We start from the raw sequence: 22134 nt of genomic DNA on the forward strand, positions 1-22134 counted from the left end.
ACGCGCCCGCCCGGTGCGGCTAGGGCCGCAGCACCCGGGCGGAGACCCAGGCGATGGCGTCGGCGGAGGCCTCGGGGGTCGCGGTGGGCTGCATGACGTGGCTCAGCACCAGCCGCACGACCATGTCGATCGCGGCGTCGAGGCGCTCGCCGGGCAGGTCGAGACCGTAGGGCGGCAGCCGCTCGCCGACCACGGTCTTGGCCACGGCGAGCAGCGACTCGGCGTGGGTGGTGAGCAGCGGCAGCAGCTCGGTGTCGGCGCCGTGGGTGGCCGAGACGACCGCGTGCAGCAGGGGGTTGCCGTGGGCGTTGCGCAGCACCAGCAACGCCGAGTCGTGGATCGCGGCCACCAGGTCCTCGGGGTGGTCGTCGAAGGCGGAGGACACCAGCGCGAGGAAGTGCTCGAGCTCGCGCAGGATCATCGCCTCGGCCAGGCCCGGCTTGGTGCCGACCTCGTTGTAGACCGTCTGCCGGCTCACACCCACCCGGTCGGCCAGCCGGGCCATGGTGACCCGCGACCAGCCCACCTCCGCGGTGAGCTCGACCGCGGCCTCGACCACGCGGTCGCGCGTGCTGCCCGCCGTACGCCGCACCGGGCCCGCGTCGCCCGCCGACCCCACCCGCGCGCCCGAGGACTCCATGCCGGTCAGTCTAGGAAGGCCCACCAGCGGCTCCCGGACCGACCCGACCGGGGGGACCGGGTCGGCGGAGGCGGACGCGCCGGCGGGGAGGCTCAGGCCGCCTCGGCGGTGGACAGCGGCACGAAGTCGACCTTCTCGCGCACGCCGCAGTCGGGGCAGCACCAGTCGTCGGGGATGTCGGCCCAGGCCGTGCCGGCGGCGAAGCCCTCCAGCTCGTTGCCCTTCTCGACCTCGTAGGTGTGGCCGCAGCCGGGGCAGCGGGCGGCGAGCACCTCCTCGGCGACCGCGCCGGGCATCGCGTCGACCGCCCCGCCGGTGAGCGCCGCCGCGGTGGCCGCCTGCTCGGCGCGGGCGGCGGCGGAGGGGTAGCGGGCCAGGTAGCGCTCGCGCTTCGAGGGGTGCACGTTGGCGCGGGTGACGTCGCCGTCGAAGTGGGCCAGGACGCGGGGGTCCATGACCCGGCGGAAGAGCGGCGGCACGAGGGCGAGGACGATCATCCCGGCGTAGCCCGTCGGCAGCACCGGGCTCTCCTCGAAGTCGCGCAGGGTCTGGTAGCGCCGCGTCGGGTTGGCGTGGTGGTCGCTGTGGCGCTGCAGGTGGTAGAGCAGCACGTTGGTGGCGATGTTGTTGGAGTTCCACGAGTGCGAGGGGTCGACGCGCTCGTAGCGCTGCCGGGCGCCGACCTTCTGGCGCAGCATGCCGTAGTGCTCCATGTAGTTGACGACCTCGAGCAGCGAGAAGCCGACGACGGCCTGGAGCACGAGCAGCGGCAGGATCGACCAGCCCAGCCACGCGACGAGGGCGCCCCACAGCACCAGCGACATCACCCAGGCGTTGAGCACGTCGTTGCCGGGCCGGAAGGGGTGCTGCTGCTTGCGGGCGTAGCGCTTCCGCTCCAGGCTCCAGGCGCTGCGCACGCCGCCGGAGACGGTGCGCGGCCAGAAGGCGTAGAAGCTCTCCCCGAGCCGCGAGGAAGCGGGGTCCTCCGGGGTCGCGACGCGCACGTGGTGGCCGCGGTTGTGCTCGATGTAGAAGTGGCCGTAGAAGCTCTGGGCCAGCGCGACCTTGGAGAGCCAGCGCTCGTTCTCCTCGCGCTTGTGGCCGAGCTCGTGGGCGGTGTTGATGCCGATGCCGCCGATTGTGCCGATGGTGATCGCCAGCCCCACCTCCCCGATCGTGCCGAGCTCGCCGAGGCCGAAGGGGGCGCCGCGGGCGATGACGTAGAAGGCCGCCACGAACCCGAGGTACTGGATGGGCAGGAAGAGGTAGGTGATCCAGCGGTAGTAGCGGTCCTTCTCCAGCGCCTCGATCGCGTCGTCGGGCGGGTTGGTGCGGTCGAGCCCGGCGACGAGGTCGATCGCCGGCACGAGCCCGAGCACGATGATCGGGCCGATCCACAGCCACACGCCCCACCCGGTCGCCGCCCATCCTCCGAGCGCGACGAAGGCCAGCGACGGCACGACGAGGCCGATCAGCCACAGGTAGCGCTTGCCGTCCTTCCACTGCTCGGTCGACGCGGCCGACACCGTGCTGTGCGGGATCGACTCGGGGGTGCCGGGTGCGGGCGGGCTCGTGCGGGGGTTCGTGGGCATCGCGTCCTCCAGGGGGTGACCCCGATCACGACATCGGGTTGACAGAACCCTAGGGATTGTCAAGCCGCTTGACAAGAGGCTGTGCGATGTAAAGCGGGCGGGGTCCGTCGGCGCCCGGGAGGCCGCGCCCGGCACAATGAGCCCGGTGAGCCACGACCAGCACCCCTTCGGCATCGACTTCGGCGGCACGGGCATCAAGGGCGCCCCCGTCGACACCGCGCGCGGGGAGTTCGCCGCCGAGCGCGTGCGGATCAAGACCCCCCGGCCCGCCACCCCCGAGGCCGTCGCCGCCGTCTTCGTCGACCTGCTCGCGCAGTTCGAGCCCTCCGACGCACCCATCGGGGTCACCGTGCCCGGGGTCGTGCGGCGCGGCGTGGTCGGCTCGGCCGCCAACATCCACGACTCCTGGATCGGCACCGACGCCGACGCCCTCTTCACCGCGGCCACCGGTCGCGAGGTGCACGTGGTCAACGACGCCGACGCCGCCGGCCTGGCCGAGGTGAGGTACGGCGCCGCCCGCGACCGCAGCGGCCTGGTCATCGTGACCACCCTCGGCACCGGCATCGGCTCCGCGCTGGTCCACGACGGCGTGCTCGTGCCCAACGCCGAGCTCGGCCACCTCGAGGTCGACGGCCACGACGCCGAGTCGCGCGCGGCCAACAGCGTGCGCGAGGCCGAGGACCTCTCCATGGAGCAGTGGGCGCAGCGCCTGACCCGCTACTACCGCACGCTGGAGCGGCTCTTCTCCCCCGAGCTCATCGTGGTCGGCGGCGGCATCAGCAAGCGCTCGGAGGAGTTCCTGCCGCTGCTCGACCTCGACACCGAGATCGTCCCGGCCCGGCTGCGCAACCGCGCCGGCGTCGTCGGCGCGGCCTGGTGGGCCTCCCTCCCCCGCTGAGCGACCCGCGCGTGCGGTGCGGGGTCACTCCCAGTCGAGGTCCTGCTCGGCGTCGAGGAGGCTGCCGGCCAACGCCGGCAGACCCAGCAGGTCGAGGGCGACGTTGGCCAGGTCGCCGTTGCGCACGGGCTGCGCCCCGTCGTACGACGGACGGCTGCGGCCGGGGTCGCGGTAGTCGGGGTTGAGCGCGTAGAGGTCGCCCGCGGCGACGCCGGGGCCCCACACCAGGAAGGGCACCCGGTAGTCGACGAACCTCGTGGGGTCGGAGTGCCCCGGGCCGCGACCGCCGTGGTCGGCGGTGAGCACGACCCTCACCTCGGCGGCGTCCTCGGGATCGGCGGCCAGCGCGGCCAGGAGCCGCCCGACGAGACGGTCGGTGCGCACCACCGCGTCGAGGTAGGCCGGACCCATGAAGCCCTCCGCGTGGCCCACCAGGTCGGGCAGGGCGACGTGGACGAAGGTCAGGTCGCGGTCGGTCTCGGCGAGGTCGGCCGCCGCCCGCGCCACGAGCGAGCGCGGCCGCTCGTCGAGCACGAAGGTGTCGACCGCGCCGGGCCAGGAGTCGTCGAAGAGGCGGAACTTCGCCTTGCCCGCGAAGAGCGCCGTGGTGAGGCCCGCGTCGTGGGCGGCGCTGAGGACCGAGCCGACCGGGCGCCCCGCCGCCTCCTGCACGGTCGTGCCGGGGCGCTCGACGTTCCACGTCACGCCGTGGCCGCCGCGGTCGGCGTCGACCCGCAGCCCGGTGAGCATGCCGGTGTGGTTGGGCAGGGTGTCGGTCAGCTCCCGCTCGGTGCGGGCGTGGGTGGTGGCCGCGCCCTCGCGCAGCAGCCGGTGCAGCACCGGCGTCCGGTCGCGACCGAGCCGGTCGAGGGCGGCGACGTTGAAGCCGTCGAGGGAGACCGCGAGCACCCGGGCGGTGCCGTCACCCGCCACCGGGGCCGTGCTGGCGGAGGTCGGGGCCGTGCCGGCCGCGACGACACGGGCCGTGGCGCGCTCGCGGTCGGGCGCGCCGCCGGTGGCGCAGGACGCGAGGGTCCCGACCGCGAGAGTCGCCGCGAGCGCCGCGGCCGTGCTGCGACGCCGACCCGAGGGGGGTGCGGCGGAGGGGGACGGCGCGGTGGGCCGGGGCGTCATGCCGGCGACCCTACGCCCGCTCGGCCGCCCGGGTCCCCGGGACGGCGCAGACTCCGCGAGCACCGGGCCGCGGTCGACCTGCACCTTCTCCGGACGTGCGCCAGGGTCGTCGGTCACAATGGCGCGCAGACGACAGGAGGCCCCATGCCGCAGACCCAGGCGCAGCCGGGCGCCGAGTGCGCCACCTGCGGCGAGGAGCTCGGCGCCTCGCGGTACTGCCTCAACTGCGGCACGCCCCGCCCCGGCACCGTCCGCCCGCCCACCGGCACCGCGAGCACCGCCGGCGGGTCGGAGGCCGACGGGCACGACGTGACGGGCGACGGGTCCGCCCCCGACGGCGAGGACCCGCTCGTCGGCGAGGACCCGCTCGTCGGCGAGCCGCCCCCGCTGGCGGCCTCCCCCACGGGCGCCTGGGGCGTGGTCTCGGTGGTGGTGCCGCTCGTCGTGCTGCTGGCCACCGCCGGCCTGATCGTGCAGCGGGCGGTCTCCGGCGAGCGCGGCGAGGCCCTCGCCGCCGCCACCGAGACCTGCTGGGACGGCCGGGTCACCGACGCCGGGTGCGAGCTGCCCACCGGCGTCGAGGGCCTGGAGTGGGTGTTCCCGTCGTTCCGCCCCGACGAGCAGACCTGCCGCGACTTCCTGCTCCGCAACCCGCAGTTCAACCGCCCCACCATGTGGCAGTGCGACGTGGTCGTCGACGACCTCCCGGTCGTGGTCACCTACAACGAGCTGACCGGCCAGCGCGCCGCCCTGCGCTTCTTCGACCAGCGCCACGGCCGGGAGAACCGCACCGAGGTGCCGGGCTACGACGGCCAGGACGCCGCCTGGGTCTGGCTCGACGAGGCCGGCGACCGGCGCAGCTCACGCACGCTCATGCTGCAGGGCTACCCCTACGCCGTCACCGTGGAGAGCGGCTCGACCACCGCGGTGGAGGCCGCCTTCGAGGAGGTCGTCGAGATCCGCCCCGTCGACGAGCTGGCCGTGCGCCCCGACTGAGGCGCCCGGCAGCGGGGCCAGCCGCGGGGTCAGCCGCGGATCGCGTCGGCGACGGCCTTGGGCACGTCGGGGTGGAAGACGGTGGGGATGATGAAGTTGGGGTTGAGCTCCTCGTCCTTGACCACGAGCGCGATCGCCTCGGCGGCGCGCAGCAGCATGTCGAGGGTGACGTCGGAGGCGCGCGCGTCGAGCAGGCCGCGGAAGACGCCGGGGAAGGCCAGCACGTTGTTGATCTGGTTGGGGTAGTCGGAGCGGCCGGAGGCGACGACGGCGGCGTACTTCTCCGCCTCGGCGGGGTCGACCTCGGGGTCGGGGTTGGCCAGGGCGAAGACGACGGCGTCGTCGGCCATGTCCTTGATCCACAGCGGGTCGAGCAGGTTGGGGCCGCTGACGCCGATGAAGACGTCGGCGCCGGTGAGCCCGTCGTGCAGGTCGCCGCGCACCAGGCGCGGGTTGGTGACCTGGGCCAGCTCGTGCTTGGCCGGCGGCAGCGCGTCGTCGTCGCGCGACAGGCAGCCCTCGCGGTCCCACACGACCACGTCGACGGCGCCCGCGGCGAGCAGCAGCGTGACGATCGCCGTGCCGGCGGCGCCGGCGCCCGAGACGACGATGCGCACGTCGGCGAGCCGCTTCTTCACCACGCGCAGCGCGTTGGTGAGGGCGGCGAGCACGACGATGGCGGTGCCGTGCTGGTCGTCGTGGAAGACGGGGATGTCGAGGCTGGCGCGCAGGCGGCGCTCGATCTCGAAGCAGCGGGGGGCGGCGATGTCCTCGAGGTTGATGCCACCGAAGCCGGGGGCGATCATCTCGACCGCGCGCACGATCTCGTCGGTGTCCTGGGTGTCGAGGCAGATGGGCCAGGCGTCGATGTCGGCGAAGCGCTTGAAGAGCGCCGCCTTGCCCTCCATCACCGGCATGGCGGCGCCGGGGCCGATGTTGCCGAGACCCAGCACGGCCGAGCCGTCGGTGACCACGGCGACGGTGTTGCCCTTGGTGGTCAGGCGCCAGACGTCCTCGGGGTGCTCGGCGATGGCCATGCTGACGCGGCCCACCCCGGGGGTGTAGGCCATGGAGAGGTCGTCGCGGTTGCGCATCGGGACCTTCGAGCGGACCTCGATCTTGCCGCCGATGTGCAGCAGGAAGGTGCGGTCGCTGGTCTTGTGCACCGTGACGCCGTCGACGGCGTCGACGGCCTGCTCGAGCAGCTTGGCGTGGTCGGCGTCGCCCGCGGAGCAGGTCACGTCGACGACCAGGCGCTCGTGGCTCGACTCGGCGACGTCGACGGCCATGACGATGCCGCCGGCCTGGGCGATCGCGGTGGCGACCGCTCCGACCACCCCGTGGTCGGGCGCCGTGTGCAGGCGCATGGTGATCGAGTACGACGACGTGGTGGCGGCACGGGAGGTCACGGGGTCACTGTCGACCCGGCACGGGGTTACCAGCAAGTCACCTGCGGCCGCAACGACCAGAAGTGACCGTCGTCACCTTTCTGCACTTCTTGGCTAATAGTGCAAGAATGCACTCCATGTTCGAGAGTGCAACGCTGCGGGCGTCGAAGCGTCGACGCACCGAGCACCACATCAACCACTGCGCCCAGCAGCTGACCGAGGCGCACGGGCTCGACGGCTTCACCATGGACGACCTCGCCGAGGCCGCCGAGGTCTCGCGCCGCACCCTCTTCAACTACTTCCCGAGCAAGCTCGACGCCGTGCTCGGCAACATGCCGGTGCTCTCCGCCTCGGCGCTGGCCACCTTCGAGGCCGGCGGCCCCCACGGCGACCTGGTCGACGACCTCGGCGAGCTGGCCCGTGTGATCTTCACCGACGAGGGCCTCAGCCGCGAGCAGCTCGAGCTGAGCCAGCGGGTCTTCTTCGCCAACCCGCGGCTGATCGTCACCGCCCACGAGCGCTTCGAGGCCTTCTCCGAGGCCCTCGTCGAGCACATCCTGGCCCGCGAGGGCGCCGACTTCGGCCGGGCGCGGGCCCGGCTGCTGATGCGACTGCTGGTCGCGGTCTTCGACTCCTCCCTCGTGCTCGACCCCTCCGCCGAGGGCCGCGGCGCCCGCGGGACCGACGGGTCCGACGAGGACGGCGCGCCCGACGTGCCCGACCGGCCCCTGGCCGACGTCTTCAGCGACCACCTCGCGACCGCGCGGGCGCTCCTCGCCTGACCACGGCGCCGGCCGGCCGGCGTCCCCGCCCCTGCGGCGTACCCCTGACCCGCTCGTCCCTTCCCCACCCCGACCAGGAGACCTCGATGGCCACCCTGCTCCACCGCCTCGGCACGACGGCCTTCCGCCGCTGGCCGCTCTTCATCGCCGGCTGGGTCGCCGTGCTGCTCGCCATCGGCGCGCTGGCGGCCGGCTTCGCCAAGCCCACCTCCGACTCCTTCTCGATCCCCGGGATCCCCTCGGAGCAGGCCGCCGACCTGCAGGCCGAGCTCTTCCCCGGCGCCACCGACGCCTTCGACCAGGCCAACGTGACCGTGGTCGTCGCCGCGCCCGAGGGCGAGAGCCTCAGCGACCCGCAGTGGTCGGGCGCCGTGGACGACCTCGTCGCCGCGCTGTCGGGGCTGCCGCAGCTGCCCGAGGACCCGCAGGCCACCAACCCCGGCCTCGGCAACCCGGTGCAGGTGGCCGCCGGCCAGGAGCAGCAGCTGGTGCAGCAGGCGCGCCAGTCCGGGGGCGACGTCGACGCCGCGCGCGCCGACGCCGCCGCCGTCTCGCCGCTGTCCTCCGACGGCCGCGTCGGACTCATCACCTTCGCCTGGGACGTCGACACCGTCGCCGACGTCGAGCCCACCACCATCGACGACCTCACGTCGGTCATGGACGACGCCCGTGACGGCGGCCTGGTGGTCGAGGCCAACGGCGCCGGCTCGCAGACCCAGACCGCCCCGGGCGGCACCGCCGAGCTGATCGGCGTCGGCATCGCCCTGGTCGTGCTGCTGCTGACCTTCGGCTCGCTCGTGGCCGCGGGCCTGCCCATCCTCATCGCCCTCGTGGGCGTGGCCATCGGCAGCCTCGGCATCACCGCCGCCACCGCCCTGGTCGACGTCAGCTCCTTCACCCCCGTGCTCGCGGTGATGATCGGCCTGGCCGTCGGCATCGACTACACGCTCTTCATCCTTGCCCGCTACCGCACCGAGCTCGAGCACACCGACGACCGGCAGGAGGCCGCCGGCCGCGCCGTCGGCACCGCGGGCTCCGCGGTGGTCTTCGCCGGCCTGACCGTGCTCATCGCGCTCTCGGCGCTCTCGGTCGTGCGGATCCCGTTCCTCACCGCCATGGGCGTCGCCGCCGCCGCCACGGTCTTCATCGCCGTGCTCATCGCGCTGACCCTGCTCCCCGCCGTGCTCGGCATGCTGAAGTCGAAGTCCTTCGGCGGCCGCGTGCGCCGCTACGCCCCGAAGCGCGAGGCCGACGGGCGCCTGCTCAACAACGGCGTGCGCTGGGCGCGCGTGCTCGGCAAGCGACCCGTCGCCTTCGTGCTGCTCGTCGTGGTCGCCCTGGGCGCCCTGGCGATCCCGCTCAAGGACCTGCGCCTGGCCTTCCCCACCGACTCCACGGCCTCCACCGACACCACCCAGCGCCAGGCCTCCGACCTGATGGCCGAGGCCTTCGGCGCCGGCCGCGAGGGACCGCTGCTCGTCGTGGTCGACGCCCGCGACGTGGCCGCCGCCGACCGCAACGCCGCCTTCGGCGAGGTCGCGGCCTGGGCCGCGGGCCAGGACGACGTGGTCAACGCCCAGATCGTCGCCACCAACGCCGACCCGACGGCCGACCCCGCCGACCCGGCGTCGGCGCCCACCGGCGCGCTCGTGCAGATCACCCCGGCCTCCGGCCCCGACGACCCCGACACCCAGGACCTGCTCACCGCCCTGCGCGACGGGCAGTCCGACATCGAGGCCTCCACCGGCACCACCACCGGCGTCACCGGCCTGACCGCCATCACCACCGACGTCTCCGACCGGCTGGCCGACGCCCTGCCGATCTACCTGGTCATCGTGATCGGGCTGGCCTTCATCCTGCTGATGATCGTCTTCCGCTCGATCCTCGTGCCGCTCACCGCCACGCTGGGCTTCCTGCTCTCGGTGCTGGCCACCCTGGGCGCCACCGTCGCGATCTTCCAGGAGGGCGCCTTCGGCATCTTCGAGGGCCAGCCGATCGTCAGCTTCATCCCGATCTTCCTCATCGGGGTGGTCTTCGGCCTGGCGATGGACTACCAGGTCTTCCTGGTGACCCGCATGCGCGAGGCCCACGTGCACGGCATGACGACCCGCGAGGCCGTGGTCGACGGCTTCCGCAACAGCGCCCGCGTCGTCACCGCCGCCGCCACGATCATGACCGCCGTCTTCGCCGGCTTCATGCTCGAGGACGACCCGATCATCAAGTCCATGGGCTTCGCGCTGGCCATCGCCATCGTCTTCGACGCCTTCGTCGTGCGCATGGTGCTCGTGCCCGCGCTGCTCTACCTGCTCGGCGAGAAGGCCTGGTGGCTGCCGCGCTGGCTCGACCGCATCCTGCCCGACGTCGACGTCGAGGGCGAGAAGCTCGGCCGCCCGGCCGGCGTCGCGGCCGGCGGGGCCCACGCGGGCGCCGTCGCCGACACCGAGGACGCCGCCCACCACGGTGGCGCCCACGCGGCCCGCGGCCACCTCGCCGCGGACCGCTCCGAGGAGGAGCGCACCCGCTCCTGACCGCAGCGCCCGGCGTACGACGGGCCCCGGTGACCTGCTGGTCACCGGGGCCCGTGTGCGTGTCAGGTCCGCGCCGGGGTCAGGCCTTCGGGTCGATCCCGAGGTGGTCGAGCAGGTTGCGGGAGAAGCGGTCGCCCATCTGGTCGATGACGCCGCGCATCGCGGTGGTGACGACCTTCGAGGAGAGCTTGGGCAGCGGCAGGTCGAGGGCGATCTCGAGGCTGGTGGCCAGGTGGGTGCCCCCCTCGACCTCCTTCAGGACGTACCACCCCGTCACCGCCGTCCGCTCGGTGCGACCGGCCGGCGGGTCGTGGTGGAAGTCGATGCGCTCGAGCTCTACGAAGTCCATCTTCTCGGTGAAGACCGGCGCGACCTCGATCGGCAGCACGTCGAGGCCGGTCATCTCCCAGCGCCAGTGCGAGTCGCCCTCGGGCGTGATCCGCTTGAGGAAGGGCGTGAGCGAGGCCAGGGTGTCGGGGTCGGTCAGCGCGTCCCAGATCGCCTGGCGCGGCGCCGCCACGACGGCCTCGGCGGAGGTCCTCGCGGTGAAGACCGTCACCGGGCGAGGGCCTTCTCGATGTCCTTGGAGATCTTCTCCGGCTTGGTGGTCGGGGAGTAGCGGCCGAGCACCTGGCCGTCCTTGCCGATGAGGAACTTGGTGAAGTTCCACTTGATCTTGCCGCCCAGCAGGCCCGACTTCTCGTCCTTGAGCCACTGGAAGAGCGGGTGGGCGCCGTCGCCGTTGACCTCGATCTTGGAGAAGAGCGGGAAGCTGACGCCGAAGTTGCGCTCGCAGAAGCCGGCGATCTCCGCGTCGTCGCCGGGCTCCTGGTTGCCGAACTGGTCGCAGGGGAAGCCGAGCACCGCGAAGCCCTGGCCGGCGTAGCTGTCCTGGAGCTGCTGCAGGCCCTGGTACTGCGGGGTGAAGCCGCACTGCGAGGCCGTGTTGACCACCAGCACCACCTGGCCCTGGTACGTCGAGAGGTCGACGTCGTGGCCGTCGATGCTGCGCGCGGAGAAGTCCTGGAGGGTCGTCATACCGACAGTCTGCCAGCGCGGACCAGCCGCCGTGGCGGCTCGGCGGGAGCCGCGCAGCGGTCCGGACCCTCAGTCGAGCACCGGGGTCCCGGTCGCCGAGGCGACGTAGGCCAGCAGCCGCGCCACCAGCGCGGGGTCGTCGGAGCGCTGCCAGCCGTAGGTCGTGGGGCGCTGGGCGCGGTCGTGCCAGAAGTGGCCCGGGCGCGACTCCGGCCGGGTCGCGACCAGCCAGACCGCGGTGTCGGCGCCGTCCTCGGCGTCGCGCAGCAGCGGACCGGTGAGCCGGTTGAAGCCCGGCAGGCTCTCGGCGAAGCCGGCCGTCTCCACCCAGCCGGGGTGCATGCTCTCCACCCGCACGTCGTCGGCGCTGAGCCGGCGCGCCCAGGCGTCGGCCAGCACGACCTGCATCCGCTTGGTGCGGGCGTAGGCCTGGACGCCGCTGAAGCGGCCGGTGCGGTACTCGATGGCGTCGTCGTCCTCGGCGCGCAGGCGTGCGCCGTACATGCCGCCCGAGCTCATCCACACCACCGACGAGCCGTCGGCGGCCGCGAGGAGCGGGGCGAGCAGGTCGGTGGCGAGGTGCGGGCCGAGCACGTGCGCGGCCAGCGACATCTCGTGGCCCTGCGCGCTCTCCTCCCGGTCGGTCGTCATGACGCCGGCGTTGTGCACCAGCCCGTCGAGGGAGGGCACGCGGGAGGTGAGGTCGGCGGCCCAGGCACGCACCGCCTCGAGGTCGCTGAGGTCGCACAGCTCCTCGACGACCTCGGCCGTCGGGTGGGCCAGGCGCAGGCGCCGCGCGGAGTCGGCGGTCTTGGCGGGGTTGCGGCCGAGCACGTGGACCGTGGCGCCGAGCGCGGCGAAGGAGCCCGCCATCGCCTCGCCGATGCCCGAGGTGGCCCCGGTGACCAGCACGCGGCGCCCCGCCATCGAGCCCGGCTCGGGGTCGGCGGGCCACCAGCGGCGGCGCAGCGAGGAGCCCACCTTGGTGTAGCCCAGCACCACCGAGCGGTCGAGCGCGACGTCGAGGACCCGGGTGAGACTCATGGCCCCAACCTAGCCAGACCGCCCCCGCTGCCCGACGTCGGACGTCATGCGTCGCGAGGATGCGCATCCACCGTCCGCACGACGTCCGCACCCGGCGCCGCGCCACCCCACCACGCCCCGTTGCCGACCCCGGCTCCGACGCGGGCCCGTGGGACGATCGCGCCCATGAACCGGGTTCGCTCCGCCCTCGCCCACCTGATCGCCGTCGTGGCCGTGCTCCTCATGCCGCTGGCGCTGACCTCGGCGTGGTCCTCGGCGGTCGTCAACGACGAGGACCGCTGGGTCGAGACGGTCGGGCCGCTGGCCACCGACCCCGACGTGGTCAACGCGGTGGCGGTGCGCCTGGAGGACCTCGCGGTCGCCACGGTCGACGTCGGCGGGGCCGAGCGCGCCCTGGAGGACATCCTCGGAGCCGACCTGGGCGGCGCGGGCGCGCGCACCGAGCAGGCGCTGCGCGAGGCGGTGCGCCAGGTGGTGGTGCGGGTGGTCTCCAGCGACGTCTTCCCCCCGGCGTGGGAGGAGGCGATGCGGGCCACGCACACCCAGCTGCTGCGCGCGCTGCGCTCCGACAGCGGCGCCGAGGTGAGCGTCGACCTGGGCCCGCTGCTGCAGGCGGTGCTCGACTCGCTGAGCGAGCAGGGCCTGCCGGTGACCGTCGACGCCTCCGGGCTCGACGCGGCCTTCTCGGTGGCCTCGAGCGGCGAGCTCGACCAGGCCCGCGCGGGCTACCAGGTCGTCGACGCCGCGGGCCTCGGCCTGCCGGTGGCGGTGGCGCTGCTCGCCGCCGTGGCCCTGCTCGTCAGTGCCCGACGCATGGTCACCGCCGGCATCCTGCTCGTCGGCGCCGCGCTCTCGGCGGTCGTGGTGTGGCTCGGCCTGGGCGCGGCGCGCACGCTGCTGCTCGACCGCGCCCCGACGGCCGACCGCAACCTGCTCGCCGCGATGTACGACGTGCTCGTGGCCGACCTCGAGCGGCTCGCGCTGCTGGTCGTCGTGGCCGGACCGGCGGTGCTGGTCGTGCTGCTGCTGCTCAGGCGCCTCGGAGGTCGGCGGCGGCGCGAGCCAGCTGCGTGACCCGGGCCCAGTCGCCGGCCCGCACGGCGTCGGCCGGGGTGAGCCAGGAGCCGCCGACGCAGCCGACGTTGGGCAGGGCGAGATAGGACGCCGCGCTCGCCGCGGTGATGCCGCCCGTGGGGCAGAAGCGCGCCGCGGGCACGGGCGAGGAGATCGCCTTCAGGAACGGCGCTCCCCCGGAGGCCTCGGCGGGGAAGAACTTCATCTCGCTCAGCCCCGCCTCGAGCACGGCCAGCACCTCGGAGACCGTGGCCGTGCCGGGCAGGAAGGGCAGCCCGGTGGCGAGCATCGCCTCGAGCAGCGCCGGCGTCGCGCCGGGCGAGACGAGGAACTGCGCGCCGGCGTCCTGCGCCTCACGGGCCTGGGCCGGGGTCACCACGGTGCCGGCGCCGAGCACGATCTCGGGCACCTCGGCGGCGATGGCGCGGATGGCGTCGAGCGCCACCGGGGTGCGCAGGGTGAGCTCGATGACCGGCAGGCCGCCCGCGACCAGCGCCCGGGCGATCGGCACGGCGGTGTCGAGCTCGTCGACGACCACGACCGGCACGACCGGCACGAGGTCGAGCAGCGAGGCCAGCGGCGCCGGGGCGGCGAGCGGCGAGCCGGTCGAGGAGCGGGTGTCAGACGTGCTGGGCAAGGGGGACCTCCTGCTGAGGGGCGTCGTACGCCGGGAACACCGAGGCGCCCGCGTCGGCGGGGCCGACCGTGGCGCGGAAGGCGGAGAAGAGCTCGCGGCCGGTGCCGGCCCAGTCCTCGCCCTGGGGCGCGGAGCCGGTGGCGGGGCGGGCCAGGACCGTCTCGGCGTCGGCGAGGCCGAGCAGGCCGCGCTCGGCGTCGACGGTGACGACGTCGCCGTCGCGCACCCGCGCGAGCGCACCGCCGAGGGCGGCCTCGGGGGTGACGTGGATCGCGGCGGGCACCTTGCCCGAGGCGCCCGACATGCGGCCGTCGGTGACGATGGCGACCGCGTGGCCGCGGTCCTGGAGCACCCCGAGGGCCGGGGTGAGCTTGTGCAGCTCGGGCATGCCGTTGGCGGCGGGGCCCTGGTAGCGGATGACGGCCACGAAGTCGCGGTCGTCGAGCTCGTGGGCGGCGAAGGCGGCCAGGAAGTCGGCCTGGTCGTCGAAGACGACGGCGGGCGCGGTGACCACGCGGTGCTCGGGCTTGACCGCGGAGGTCTTGATGACCGCGGAGCCCAGGGGCCCGCCGAGCACCCGCAGGCCGCCGTCGGGGGCGAAGGGGTCGCTGGCGGGGCGCAGCACGTCGGTGTCGAGGCTGGCGGGTGTGCCCTCCACCCACTCCAGGCTGCTGCGGCCCCCGGGGCCCTCGGGGCCCTCGACCAGGCGCGGCTCGCGGGTGTAGCGCGACAGGCCGGGCCCCGCGACGGTCTGCACGTCGTCGTGGAGCAGGCCGGCCTCGAGCAGGGTGCGCACGAGGAAGCCGATGCCGCCGGCGGCGTGGAAGTGGTTCACGTCGGCGGAGCCGTTGGGGTAGATGCGGCACAGCGACGGCACGACCGCGGAGAGGTCCGAGAGGTCGGCCCAGGTGAGCACGATCCCGGCGGCGCGGGCCATGGCCACGAGGTGCATGGTGTGGTTGGTCGACCCGCCGCTGGCCAGCAGGGCCACGCAGGCGTTGACGATCGCCTTCTCGTCCACGACCTCGCCGACCGGCGCGCGGTCGGGCTGGGCGGCGCGCTGCGACCACTCGCCCAGCGGCAGGCCGGCCAGCCCGGCGCTGCCGCGGGCCAGGGCCACCGAGCGGGCGGCCGCGGCGTCGGTGAGCGCCTCGCGCAGCTCGGTGCCGGGGTTGACGAAGGACGACCCGGGCAGGTGCAGCCCGAGCACCTCCATGAGCAGCTGGTTGGAGTTGGCGGTGCCGTAAAAGGTGCACGTGCCGCGGGAGTGGTAGGAGGCCGACTCGGCCTCGAGGAGCTCCTCGCGGGTGGCCAGCCCCTCGGCGTAGCGCTGCCGCACCGCGGCCTTCTCCTTGTTGGGCAGCCCCGAGGTCATCGGCCCGGCGGGCACGAAGACCGTGGGCAGGTGGCCGAAGGACAGCGCGCCGATGAGCAGGCCGGGCACGATCTTGTCGCAGACGCCGAGCATGAGGGCGCCGTCGAACATGTCGTGGGAGAGCGCGATCGCCGCCGACATCGCGATGACGTCGCGGCTGTAGAGGGAGAGCTGCATGCCGGCGCGGCCCTGGGTCACGCCGTCGCACATCGCGGGCACGCCGCCGGCGACCTGGGCCAGCCCGCCCGCGCCGATGACGGCCTTCTTCAGCTGCCGCGGGTAGGTCTCGAAGGGCTGGTGGGCCGAGAGCATGTCGTTGTAGCTGGTGACGACGGCCAGGTTGGGCTTGACCCCCGAACGCAGCTCGGCCTTCTCCGCCGGATCCGAGGCGGCGAAGCCGTGGGCGAGGTTGGCGCAGGCCAGCCGGCCCCGCGCGGGGCCGGTCTCGGCGGCGCGGGCGATCCGGGCGAGGTAGGCCGCGCGGGGGCCGGCGCTGCGCGCGACGATCCGCTCGGTGACCTCCTCGAGCACGGGGTGCAGCCGCTCGGGCAGCACGGGCGCCCCGGAGGGGGCGGGGGTCTCGGGGGTGCTCACTGGTCGGTCTCCTGCCAGGCTCGGCCGTCGCGCTCGAGGAGCATCGCGGCGGCGGTGGGGCCGGTCGTGCCGGCGGGGTAGCGCAGGGGCCGCTCGCCGAGCTCGTCCCAGCGCTCGAGGATCGGCTCCACCCACGACCAGGCCGCCTCGACCTCGTCGCGGCGCATGAAGTGGGTGGGGTTGCCGCGCACGACGTCCATGAGCAGCCGCTCGTAGGCGTCGGGCGAGCGCTGCGTGAAGGTCGTGGCGTACGACAGGTCCAGCGACACCGGCCGCAGCCGGATCCCGCCGGGGCCCGGCTCCTTCGCGGTGAGGTGCAGGCGCATGCCCTCGTCGGGCTGCACGAGGATGTGGAGCCGGTTGGCGGTCGTGGCGCCCTCGCTGCCGGGGAACATCGCGTGCGGCGGCTCCTTGAAGACCACGACGATCTCCGAGACGCGGCGGTCCATCCGCTTGCCGGTGCGCAGGTAGAACGGCACGCCGGCCCAGCGCCAGTTCTGCACCTCGGCCTTGAGCGCCACGAAGGTCTCGGTCGAGGAGCCGGCGCGCCCCAGGTCGTCGGAGTACGCCGCGACCGCCTGGCCGTCGACGAGCCCCTGGCGGTACTGCCCGCGCACGGTGTCGCGGTCGACGTCCTGGGGGCCCATCGGCTTGAGCGCCTGGAGCACCTTGAGCTTCTCGTCGCGCACGGTCTCGCGCCCGACGTAGGTCGGCGGCTCCATCGCGGTGAGGCAGAGCAGCTGGAGCAGGTGGTTCTGCACCATGTCGCGCAGCGCGCCCGAGCCGTCGTAGTAGCCCCCGCGCTCGCCGACGCCGAGCGACTCGGCCACGGTGATCTGCACGTGGTCGACCCACCGGGAGTTCCACAGCGGCTCGAGGAAGGTGTTGGCGAAGCGCGTGACCAGGAGGTTCTGCACGCTCTCCTTGCCCAGGTAGTGGTCGATGCGGAAGATCTGCGACTCCTCGAAGACCGCACCGACGGCGTCGTTGACCGCGCGCGCCGAGGCCAGGTCGCGCCCGATCGGCTTCTCCATCACCACGCGCGCGGTCGGGTCGACCACGCCGATCTCGTCGAGGCGCGCGCAGATCGGACCGAAGAGGGCCGGTGCCACCGCGAGGTAGAAGACGCGCACGGCCTCGTCGGGGCCGCCGACGGCCGCGGTGCGGCCGCGGTCCTTGAGCAGGCCGTGCAGCTGGTGCCAGTCGTCGGGCTCCTCGGCGTCGAGCACGAGGTGGTGCAGGCGCCCGACCAGGCGCTGGAGGGCGGCGTCGTAGGTGGCCGGGTCGTGGCCGGCGGGGTCGACGTGGCCGGGCAGGGCCTCGCGCACGAGCTGCTGGTAGCCCTCGGTGTCGAGGTCGCTGCGCGAGACGCCGATGATGCGGAAGTCGTCGGGCAGTTGGCCCTCGAGGTCGCGGTGGAAGAGCGCGGGCAGCAGCTTGCGGAAGGCGAGGTCGCCCGTGCCGCCGAAGACGGTGAAGTCGCAGTGCTCGGGCAGCGCGGCCGCCGCCCCGGCGGGGGTGCCGGGCTGGCTGCTGGGCTGGCCGCCGAGCGGGGGGTGCTTCTGGTCCATGCCTCTACGGTCGCAGGACTTTTGGATCGATACAAGCGCTCTTACGCTTTTTTGTGAACAAAGTCTGTGCTTGACTCCTCGTCGTGACCGACAGCACCGCCTCGCGCCCGGGCTCCCGGCCCGCCCCGCCCGACGGCGTGCGCGGCCCGGTCCCGGCCACAGTCCTGGCTCCGACGACCCCCGCGACCTCGGCCCTGCCCGGCTCGGCGGCCCTCCCCGACACCGGGCCCGGCGGCACCAGCGGCACCGGCACGTCGGCGGGCGCGCTCCTCCACCTCGTGCGCACCGGTCGCGCCGCCACCCGCTCCGACCTCGCCCGCGTCACCGGGCTCTCGCGCAGCGCGGTCACCTCCCGCGTGCACGCCCTGCTCGACGCCGGGCTGCTCGTCGAGGGCGGCGGGTCGACCTCCACCGGCGGCCGCCCGCCCGGCACGCTCGGCCTCGACGTCGACGCCGCGGTGGTCGTCGGCATCGCCGTGGGCCGCTCGCGCAGCCAGCTCGGGCTCTTCGACCTCGCCGGGCGCGAGATCGTCGGCGACACCCGCGACCACGTCGTCGGCACCGCTCCCGGCGTGCTCATGCCCGACGTCGCCGCCCGCCTCGCCGCGCTGCTCGCCGGCACCACCGTGCCGGTCGCCGGCATCGGGATGAGCCTGCCCGGCACGGTCGACCCCGAGACCCGGATGAGCCTCGACGCCCCGGTCATGGGCGGCTGGGACGGCGTCGCGCTGGGCCCCTACCTCGCCGAGGTCTGCCCCGCGCCGCTCCACCTGGCCAACGACACCGCCGCCCTCGCCCACTCCGAGCTCTTCGGCGTCGTGCCGCCCGCCGACGTGCTGGTCGTCAAGGCCTCCACCGGCCTCGGGCTCGGCGTCGTCGCCGACGGCCGCCTGCTCGGCGCCCACCGCGGCATCACCGGCGAGCTGGGCCACACCCGCATCGACGCCGCCGACGGGCTGCTGTGCCGCTGCGGTGCCACCGGCTGCCTGGAGTCGCTGGCCGGCGGCTGGGCCCTGGTCAACACCATGGTCGACGAGGGCCACGACGTGCGCCACGTGCGCGACCTCGTGCAGCTCGCCCTCGACGGCGACACCCTCGCCCGGCAGCTGCTGCGCCAGAGCGGGCGCCACCTCGGCGAGGTGCTCGCCACCGCGGTCAACCTCCTGCACCCCGGCCTGGTCGTCGTGGGCGGCGACATGGGCGCGGCCTTCGACCTCTACACCGCGGGCATCCGCGAGACGGTCTACGCCCGCGCCGCCGCGTCGGTCGTGCGCGACCTCCGCTTCGCCCCTGCCACCCACGGCGAGTCGGCCGGGCTGGTCGGCTGCGCCGCCCTCGCCATCGACGCCGCGCTCACCCCCGCCGCCGTCGACGCGCACCTGCGCGCCTGACCCGACGGGGGCCGACGGCCGGGGGCCGACGGAGGCCGGCCGGGCCGTCGCTCAGCCGGCGCTCACGCCCCCCAGCCGCAGCCAGGTGTCGACGACGGTGTCGGGGTTGAGCGACATCGACTCGATGCCCTGCTCCACCAGCCAGTCGGCGAGGTCGGGGTGGTCGGAGGGGCCCTGGCCGCAGATGCCGACGTACTTGCCCTGGCGCTTGCAGGCCTCGATGGCCGACGACAGCATGTGCAGCACCGCCGGGTCGCGCTCGTCGAAGCCGTCGGCGACCAGCGCGGAGTCGCGGTCCAGGCCCAGGGTCAGCTGGGTCATGTCGTTGGAGCCGATCGAGAAGCCGTCGAAGTGCTCGAGGAAGGCCTCCGGGATCACGGCGTTGGACGGCACCTCGCACATCATGACGACCTTCAGGTCGTTCTCGCCGCGGCGCAGGCCGTGCTCGCCCAGCAGCGCGATCACGCCCTCGGCCTCCGTGACGGTGCGCACGAAGGGGATCATCACCCTGACGTTGGTCAGCCCCATCTCGTCGCGCACGTGGCGCAGCGCCTCGCACTCCATCGCGAAGCACTCCGCGAAGTCGGCCGAGAGGTACCGCGACGCGCCGCGGTAGCCGATCATCGGGTTCTCCTCCTCCGGCTCGTAGCGCGTGCCGCCGACGAGGTTGGCGTACTCGTTGGACTTGAAGTCGCTCATGCGCACGATGACCGGCTCGGGCGCGAAGGCCGCCGCGATCATGGCGATGCCCTCGGCGACGCGCTGCACGAAGAACTCGCGCGGCCCGGCGTAGGCCGCGATGGTCTCCTCGATGTCGGCGCGCAGGTCGCCCGGCAGAGAGTCCGGGTCGGCGGCGAGGTCGAGCAGCGCCTTGGGGTGGATGCCGATCTGGCGGTTGATCACGAACTCCAGGCGGGCCAGGCCCACGCCCTTGTGCGGCAGCCGGGAGAAGGCGAAGGCCTGCTCGGGGGTGCCGACGTTCATCATGATCTTCACCGGCACGTCGGGCATCGAGTCGAGCTCGGTGCGCTCAACGCTGAAGTCGAGCACGCCGTCGTAGACCAGGCCGGTGTCGCCCTCGGCGCACGACACGGTGACCTCGCGGCCGTCGGCGAGGTCACGGGTGCCGCTGCCGGTGCCGACGACCGCGGGGATGCCGAGCTCGCGGGCGATGATCGCGGCGTGGCAGGTGCGCCCGCCGCGGTTGGTGACGATGGCCGAGGCGCGCTTCATGATCGGCTCCCAGTCGGGGTCGGTCATGTCGGCGACGAGCACCTCGCCCTCGTGGAACTCGTGCATGTCGTCGATGGAGCGCATCACGCGCACCGCGCCGGCGCCGATCTTCTGCCCGATGGCGCGGCCCTCGACGACGACGTCGGCGCCCGCGGTGGTCTTCGCCTCGATCTTGAAGCGCTCGAGCGTGCCGCCGCGGCGCGACTGCACGGTCTCGGGGCGGGCCTGGAGCACGTAGAGCCGCCCGTCGAGTCCGTCCTTGCCCCACTCGATGTCCATCGGGCGTCCGTAGTGCTCCTCGATGGTCAGCGCGTGACGGGCCAGCTCCTCGACCTCGTCGTCGGTGAGGCTGAAGAGCCGGCTCTCGGCCGGGTCGACCTCGACGAACTCCGTGGTGCGGCCCACGGTCTGGTCGTCGGTGTAGACCATCTTGGTGGCCTTGCCGCCGATGCCGCGCTTGAGCAGCGCGGGCCGGCCCGCGCGCAGGGCGGGCTTGTAGACGTAGAACTCGTCGGGATTGACCGCGCCCTGCACGACGCCCTCACCCAGCCCGTAGGCCGAGGTCACGAACACGGCGTCGTCGAAGCCCGACTCGGTGTCCATGGTGAACATGACGCCCGAGGAGCCGATGTCGGAGCGCACCATGCGCTGCACGCCGGCCGAGAGGGCCACGGCGTCGTGCTCGAAGCCGTGGTGCACGCGGTAGGCGATGGCGCGGTCGTTGTAGAGCGAGGCGTAGACCTCGCGGATCGACAGCAGCACCGCGTCGATGCCGCGCACGTTGAGGAAGGTCTCCTGCTGCCCGGCGAAGGAGGCGTCGGGCAGGTCCTCCGCGGTCGCCGAGGACCGTACGGCGAACGACGGCTGCTCCCCCGACCCGTCGCCCGCGTCGGAGCCGCCGGCGCCGGCGACGAGCTGGTCGTAGGCGGCGCGCACGTCGGCCTCGAGGTCGGCCGGGAAGGGCTGGGCCACGACCTCCTCGCGGATGGTGCGGCCGACCTCGGCCAGGCGCCGCACGTCGTCGGTGTCGAGGTCGCGCAGCAGCCCGCTGATGCGCTCCTTCAGGCCGGTGTCGCCGATGAAGTGGTGGAAGGCCTCGGAGGTGGTGGCGAAGCCGTCGGGCACGCGCACGCCGAGGTCGGTGAGGTGGGAGACCATCTCGCCGAGGGAGGCGTTCTTGCCGCCGACCTGCTCGATGTCGCCCATGCCGAGGTCGGAGAACCACCGCACGTTGACGGTGGACCCGGGCTGCCCGCCGGCGGGGCTCGGGGTGGAGGTCTCGGTCATGGGGTGGTGCCTCTCTGTCGACGGGTCTGCTCGCCTCGCCGGGACTGCTCGCGGCGCAGGGACTGGATGATGAGGGCCGAGATCTCCTCGACCGACTTCGCGGAGGAGTCGATCGTCGGGACCCGGTGGGCGTTGAAGAGGTCGGTGGCGCGGCGCAGCTCCCAGCGGCACTGCTCGGCCGAGGAGTAGCGCGACCCCGGTCGGCGCTCGTTGCGCACCCGGCTGAGCCGGTCGACGGTGGTGGTGAGCCCGAAGCACCGCTCCTGGTACTGCTGCACCGGCTCGGGCAGGTGGCTGCGCTCGAGGTCCTCGTCGACCAGCGGGTAGTTGGCCACGAAGAGCCCGTGCTGGAGCGCGAGGTACATGCTCGTGGGGGTCTTGCCGCACCGCGAGGGCGCCAGCAGGATCACGTCGGCCTTGTCCAGCGCGCGCAGGCTCTGCCCGTCGTCGTGCTCGATGGTGAACTCCACCGCGGCCATCCGCTCGTTGTAGCGGTGCACGTCGCCCACACCGTGCAGGCGCAGCGGCTGGCGCACGCCGCGCTGGCCCAGCAGCCCCTCGACCTGCTCGATGTGGACGCCGAAGAAGTCGATCACCGGGGCGCGGGTGCGCAGCAGCTCGGCGCGCACCTCGTCGTTGGCCGCGGTGACGAAGGCCAGCGGGGCCTGGCCGTGGTCGAGCAGCGTGTCGAGGGCGGCCACGACCTCCTGCGCGTCGGCGACGGTGGAGATGAAGGGGATGACCGTGCGGTCGAAGGTGCGGTCGGGGAACTGCAGCAGCAGCGCGTTGCCCATCGTCTCCGCGCTGATCCCGGTGGAGTCGGAGAGGAAGAAGACCGGCACCACGTCGTCGGCCCCGGGACGCGCCTCCTCCGGGATCGGGTCGGTCTGCGACATGTGGGCCCTCCAGCGGCTCCCGCCCCGGGCGGCGCG

At 73.9% G+C, this 22134-nt stretch carries 18 protein-coding genes; 6 read left to right on the forward strand and 12 right to left on the reverse strand.

Going from position 1 to position 22134, the window contains the following annotated elements:
* Positions 1–19: 19 nt before the first annotated feature.
* Positions 20–640, reverse strand: a complete 621-nt coding sequence (locus IR170_RS06170; RefSeq protein ID WP_193661680.1) for a TetR/AcrR family transcriptional regulator — start codon at positions 638–640, stop codon at positions 20–22.
* Between the two features lie 92 nt (positions 641–732).
* Entirely contained in the window at positions 733–2232 is a 1500-nt protein-coding gene (locus tag IR170_RS06175; protein WP_193661681.1) for a fatty acid desaturase, read from the reverse strand.
* Between the two features lie 145 nt (positions 2233–2377).
* Between IR170_RS06175 and ppgK the strand changes: the two genes are divergently transcribed.
* Complete coding sequence (gene ppgK, locus IR170_RS06180) at positions 2378–3130, forward strand: polyphosphate--glucose phosphotransferase (protein ID WP_406603372.1); 753 nt, start codon at positions 2378–2380, stop codon at positions 3128–3130.
* Between the two features lie 24 nt (positions 3131–3154).
* Here ppgK and IR170_RS06185 read toward each other — a convergent pair whose 3' ends face one another.
* The gene (locus IR170_RS06185; RefSeq protein WP_193661683.1) at positions 3155–4264 is read right to left on the reverse strand and encodes an alkaline phosphatase family protein; all 1110 of its coding nucleotides are present in this window, start codon (positions 4262–4264) and stop codon (positions 3155–3157) included.
* 144 nt (positions 4265–4408) lie between these two features.
* On the opposite strand from IR170_RS06185, the gene IR170_RS06190 reads away from it, so the two are divergent.
* On the forward strand, positions 4409–5260 hold the full coding sequence (locus IR170_RS06190; protein ID WP_193661684.1) for a hypothetical protein: 852 nt from the start codon (positions 4409–4411) through the stop codon (positions 5258–5260).
* A gap of 29 nt (positions 5261–5289) precedes the next feature.
* Here IR170_RS06190 and IR170_RS06195 read toward each other — a convergent pair whose 3' ends face one another.
* On the reverse strand, positions 5290–6627 hold the full coding sequence (locus tag IR170_RS06195) for an NAD-dependent malic enzyme (protein ID WP_193662073.1): 1338 nt from the start codon (positions 6625–6627) through the stop codon (positions 5290–5292).
* Positions 6628–6785: 158 nt separating this feature from the next.
* Between IR170_RS06195 and IR170_RS06200 the strand changes: the two genes are divergently transcribed.
* Together IR170_RS06200 and IR170_RS06205 are read left to right on the forward strand one after the other, a co-directional pair.
* Positions 6786–7430 (forward strand): TetR/AcrR family transcriptional regulator, encoded by a 645-nt coding sequence (locus IR170_RS06200; RefSeq protein ID WP_227488767.1) that lies wholly within the window; start codon positions 6786–6788, stop codon positions 7428–7430.
* An 86-nt stretch (positions 7431–7516) separates the two neighbouring features.
* Complete coding sequence (locus IR170_RS06205; protein WP_193661686.1) at positions 7517–9958, forward strand: MMPL family transporter; 2442 nt, start codon at positions 7517–7519, stop codon at positions 9956–9958.
* Between the two features lie 79 nt (positions 9959–10037).
* On the opposite strand, the gene IR170_RS06210 is transcribed toward IR170_RS06205, so the two are convergent.
* From IR170_RS06210 to IR170_RS06220, 3 genes are all read right to left on the reverse strand, one after another.
* Positions 10038–10517, reverse strand: a complete 480-nt coding sequence (locus tag IR170_RS06210; protein WP_193661687.1) for a CoxG family protein — start codon at positions 10515–10517, stop codon at positions 10038–10040.
* Entirely contained in the window at positions 10514–10996 is a 483-nt protein-coding gene (locus IR170_RS06215; protein WP_193661688.1) for a glutathione peroxidase, read from the reverse strand. The genes IR170_RS06210 and IR170_RS06215 overlap by 4 nt, the downstream gene beginning before the upstream one ends.
* A 69-nt stretch (positions 10997–11065) precedes the next feature.
* The gene (locus IR170_RS06220; protein WP_193661689.1) at positions 11066–12040 is read right to left on the reverse strand and encodes an SDR family NAD(P)-dependent oxidoreductase; all 975 of its coding nucleotides are present in this window, start codon (positions 12038–12040) and stop codon (positions 11066–11068) included.
* 165 nt (positions 12041–12205) lie between these two features.
* Between IR170_RS06220 and IR170_RS06225 the strand changes: the two genes are divergently transcribed.
* Positions 12206–13114: a hypothetical protein gene (locus IR170_RS06225; protein WP_193661690.1), complete on the forward strand. Its 909-nt coding sequence runs from the start codon at positions 12206–12208 to the stop codon at positions 13112–13114.
* On the opposite strand, the gene eda is transcribed toward IR170_RS06225, so the two are convergent.
* The 3 genes from eda to zwf are packed head-to-tail and all read right to left on the reverse strand — an operon-like array spanning position 13071 to position 17291.
* Complete coding sequence (eda, locus tag IR170_RS06230; RefSeq protein ID WP_227488768.1) at positions 13071–13751, reverse strand: bifunctional 4-hydroxy-2-oxoglutarate aldolase/2-dehydro-3-deoxy-phosphogluconate aldolase; 681 nt, start codon at positions 13749–13751, stop codon at positions 13071–13073. The two genes, IR170_RS06225 and eda, sit on opposite strands and share 44 nt — an antisense overlap.
* Positions 13735–15720, reverse strand: a complete 1986-nt coding sequence (gene edd, locus IR170_RS06235) for a phosphogluconate dehydratase (RefSeq protein ID WP_319804926.1) — start codon at positions 15718–15720, stop codon at positions 13735–13737. Before edd ends, eda begins: the two co-directional genes overlap by 17 nt.
* The gene (gene zwf / locus IR170_RS06240; RefSeq protein ID WP_193661691.1) at positions 15717–17291 is read right to left on the reverse strand and encodes a glucose-6-phosphate dehydrogenase; all 1575 of its coding nucleotides are present in this window, start codon (positions 17289–17291) and stop codon (positions 15717–15719) included. Before zwf ends, edd begins: the two co-directional genes overlap by 4 nt.
* 83 nt (positions 17292–17374) lie before the next feature.
* On the opposite strand from zwf, the gene IR170_RS06245 reads away from it, so the two are divergent.
* Positions 17375–18682, forward strand: a complete 1308-nt coding sequence (locus tag IR170_RS06245) for an ROK family transcriptional regulator (RefSeq protein ID WP_319804927.1) — start codon at positions 17375–17377, stop codon at positions 18680–18682.
* A gap of 51 nt (positions 18683–18733) precedes the next feature.
* Here IR170_RS06245 and ppsA read toward each other — a convergent pair whose 3' ends face one another.
* Entirely contained in the window at positions 18734–21202 is a 2469-nt protein-coding gene (gene ppsA / locus IR170_RS06250; RefSeq protein ID WP_193661692.1) for a phosphoenolpyruvate synthase, read from the reverse strand.
* Positions 21199–22098, reverse strand: a complete 900-nt coding sequence (locus IR170_RS06255) for a pyruvate, water dikinase regulatory protein (protein ID WP_193661693.1) — start codon at positions 22096–22098, stop codon at positions 21199–21201. Before IR170_RS06255 ends, ppsA begins: the two co-directional genes overlap by 4 nt.
* Positions 22099–22134: the final 36 nt, after the last annotated feature.

Source organism: Nocardioides kribbensis, from assembly GCF_015070375.1.
GTDB lineage: Bacteria > Actinomycetota > Actinomycetes > Propionibacteriales > Nocardioidaceae > Nocardioides > Nocardioides kribbensis.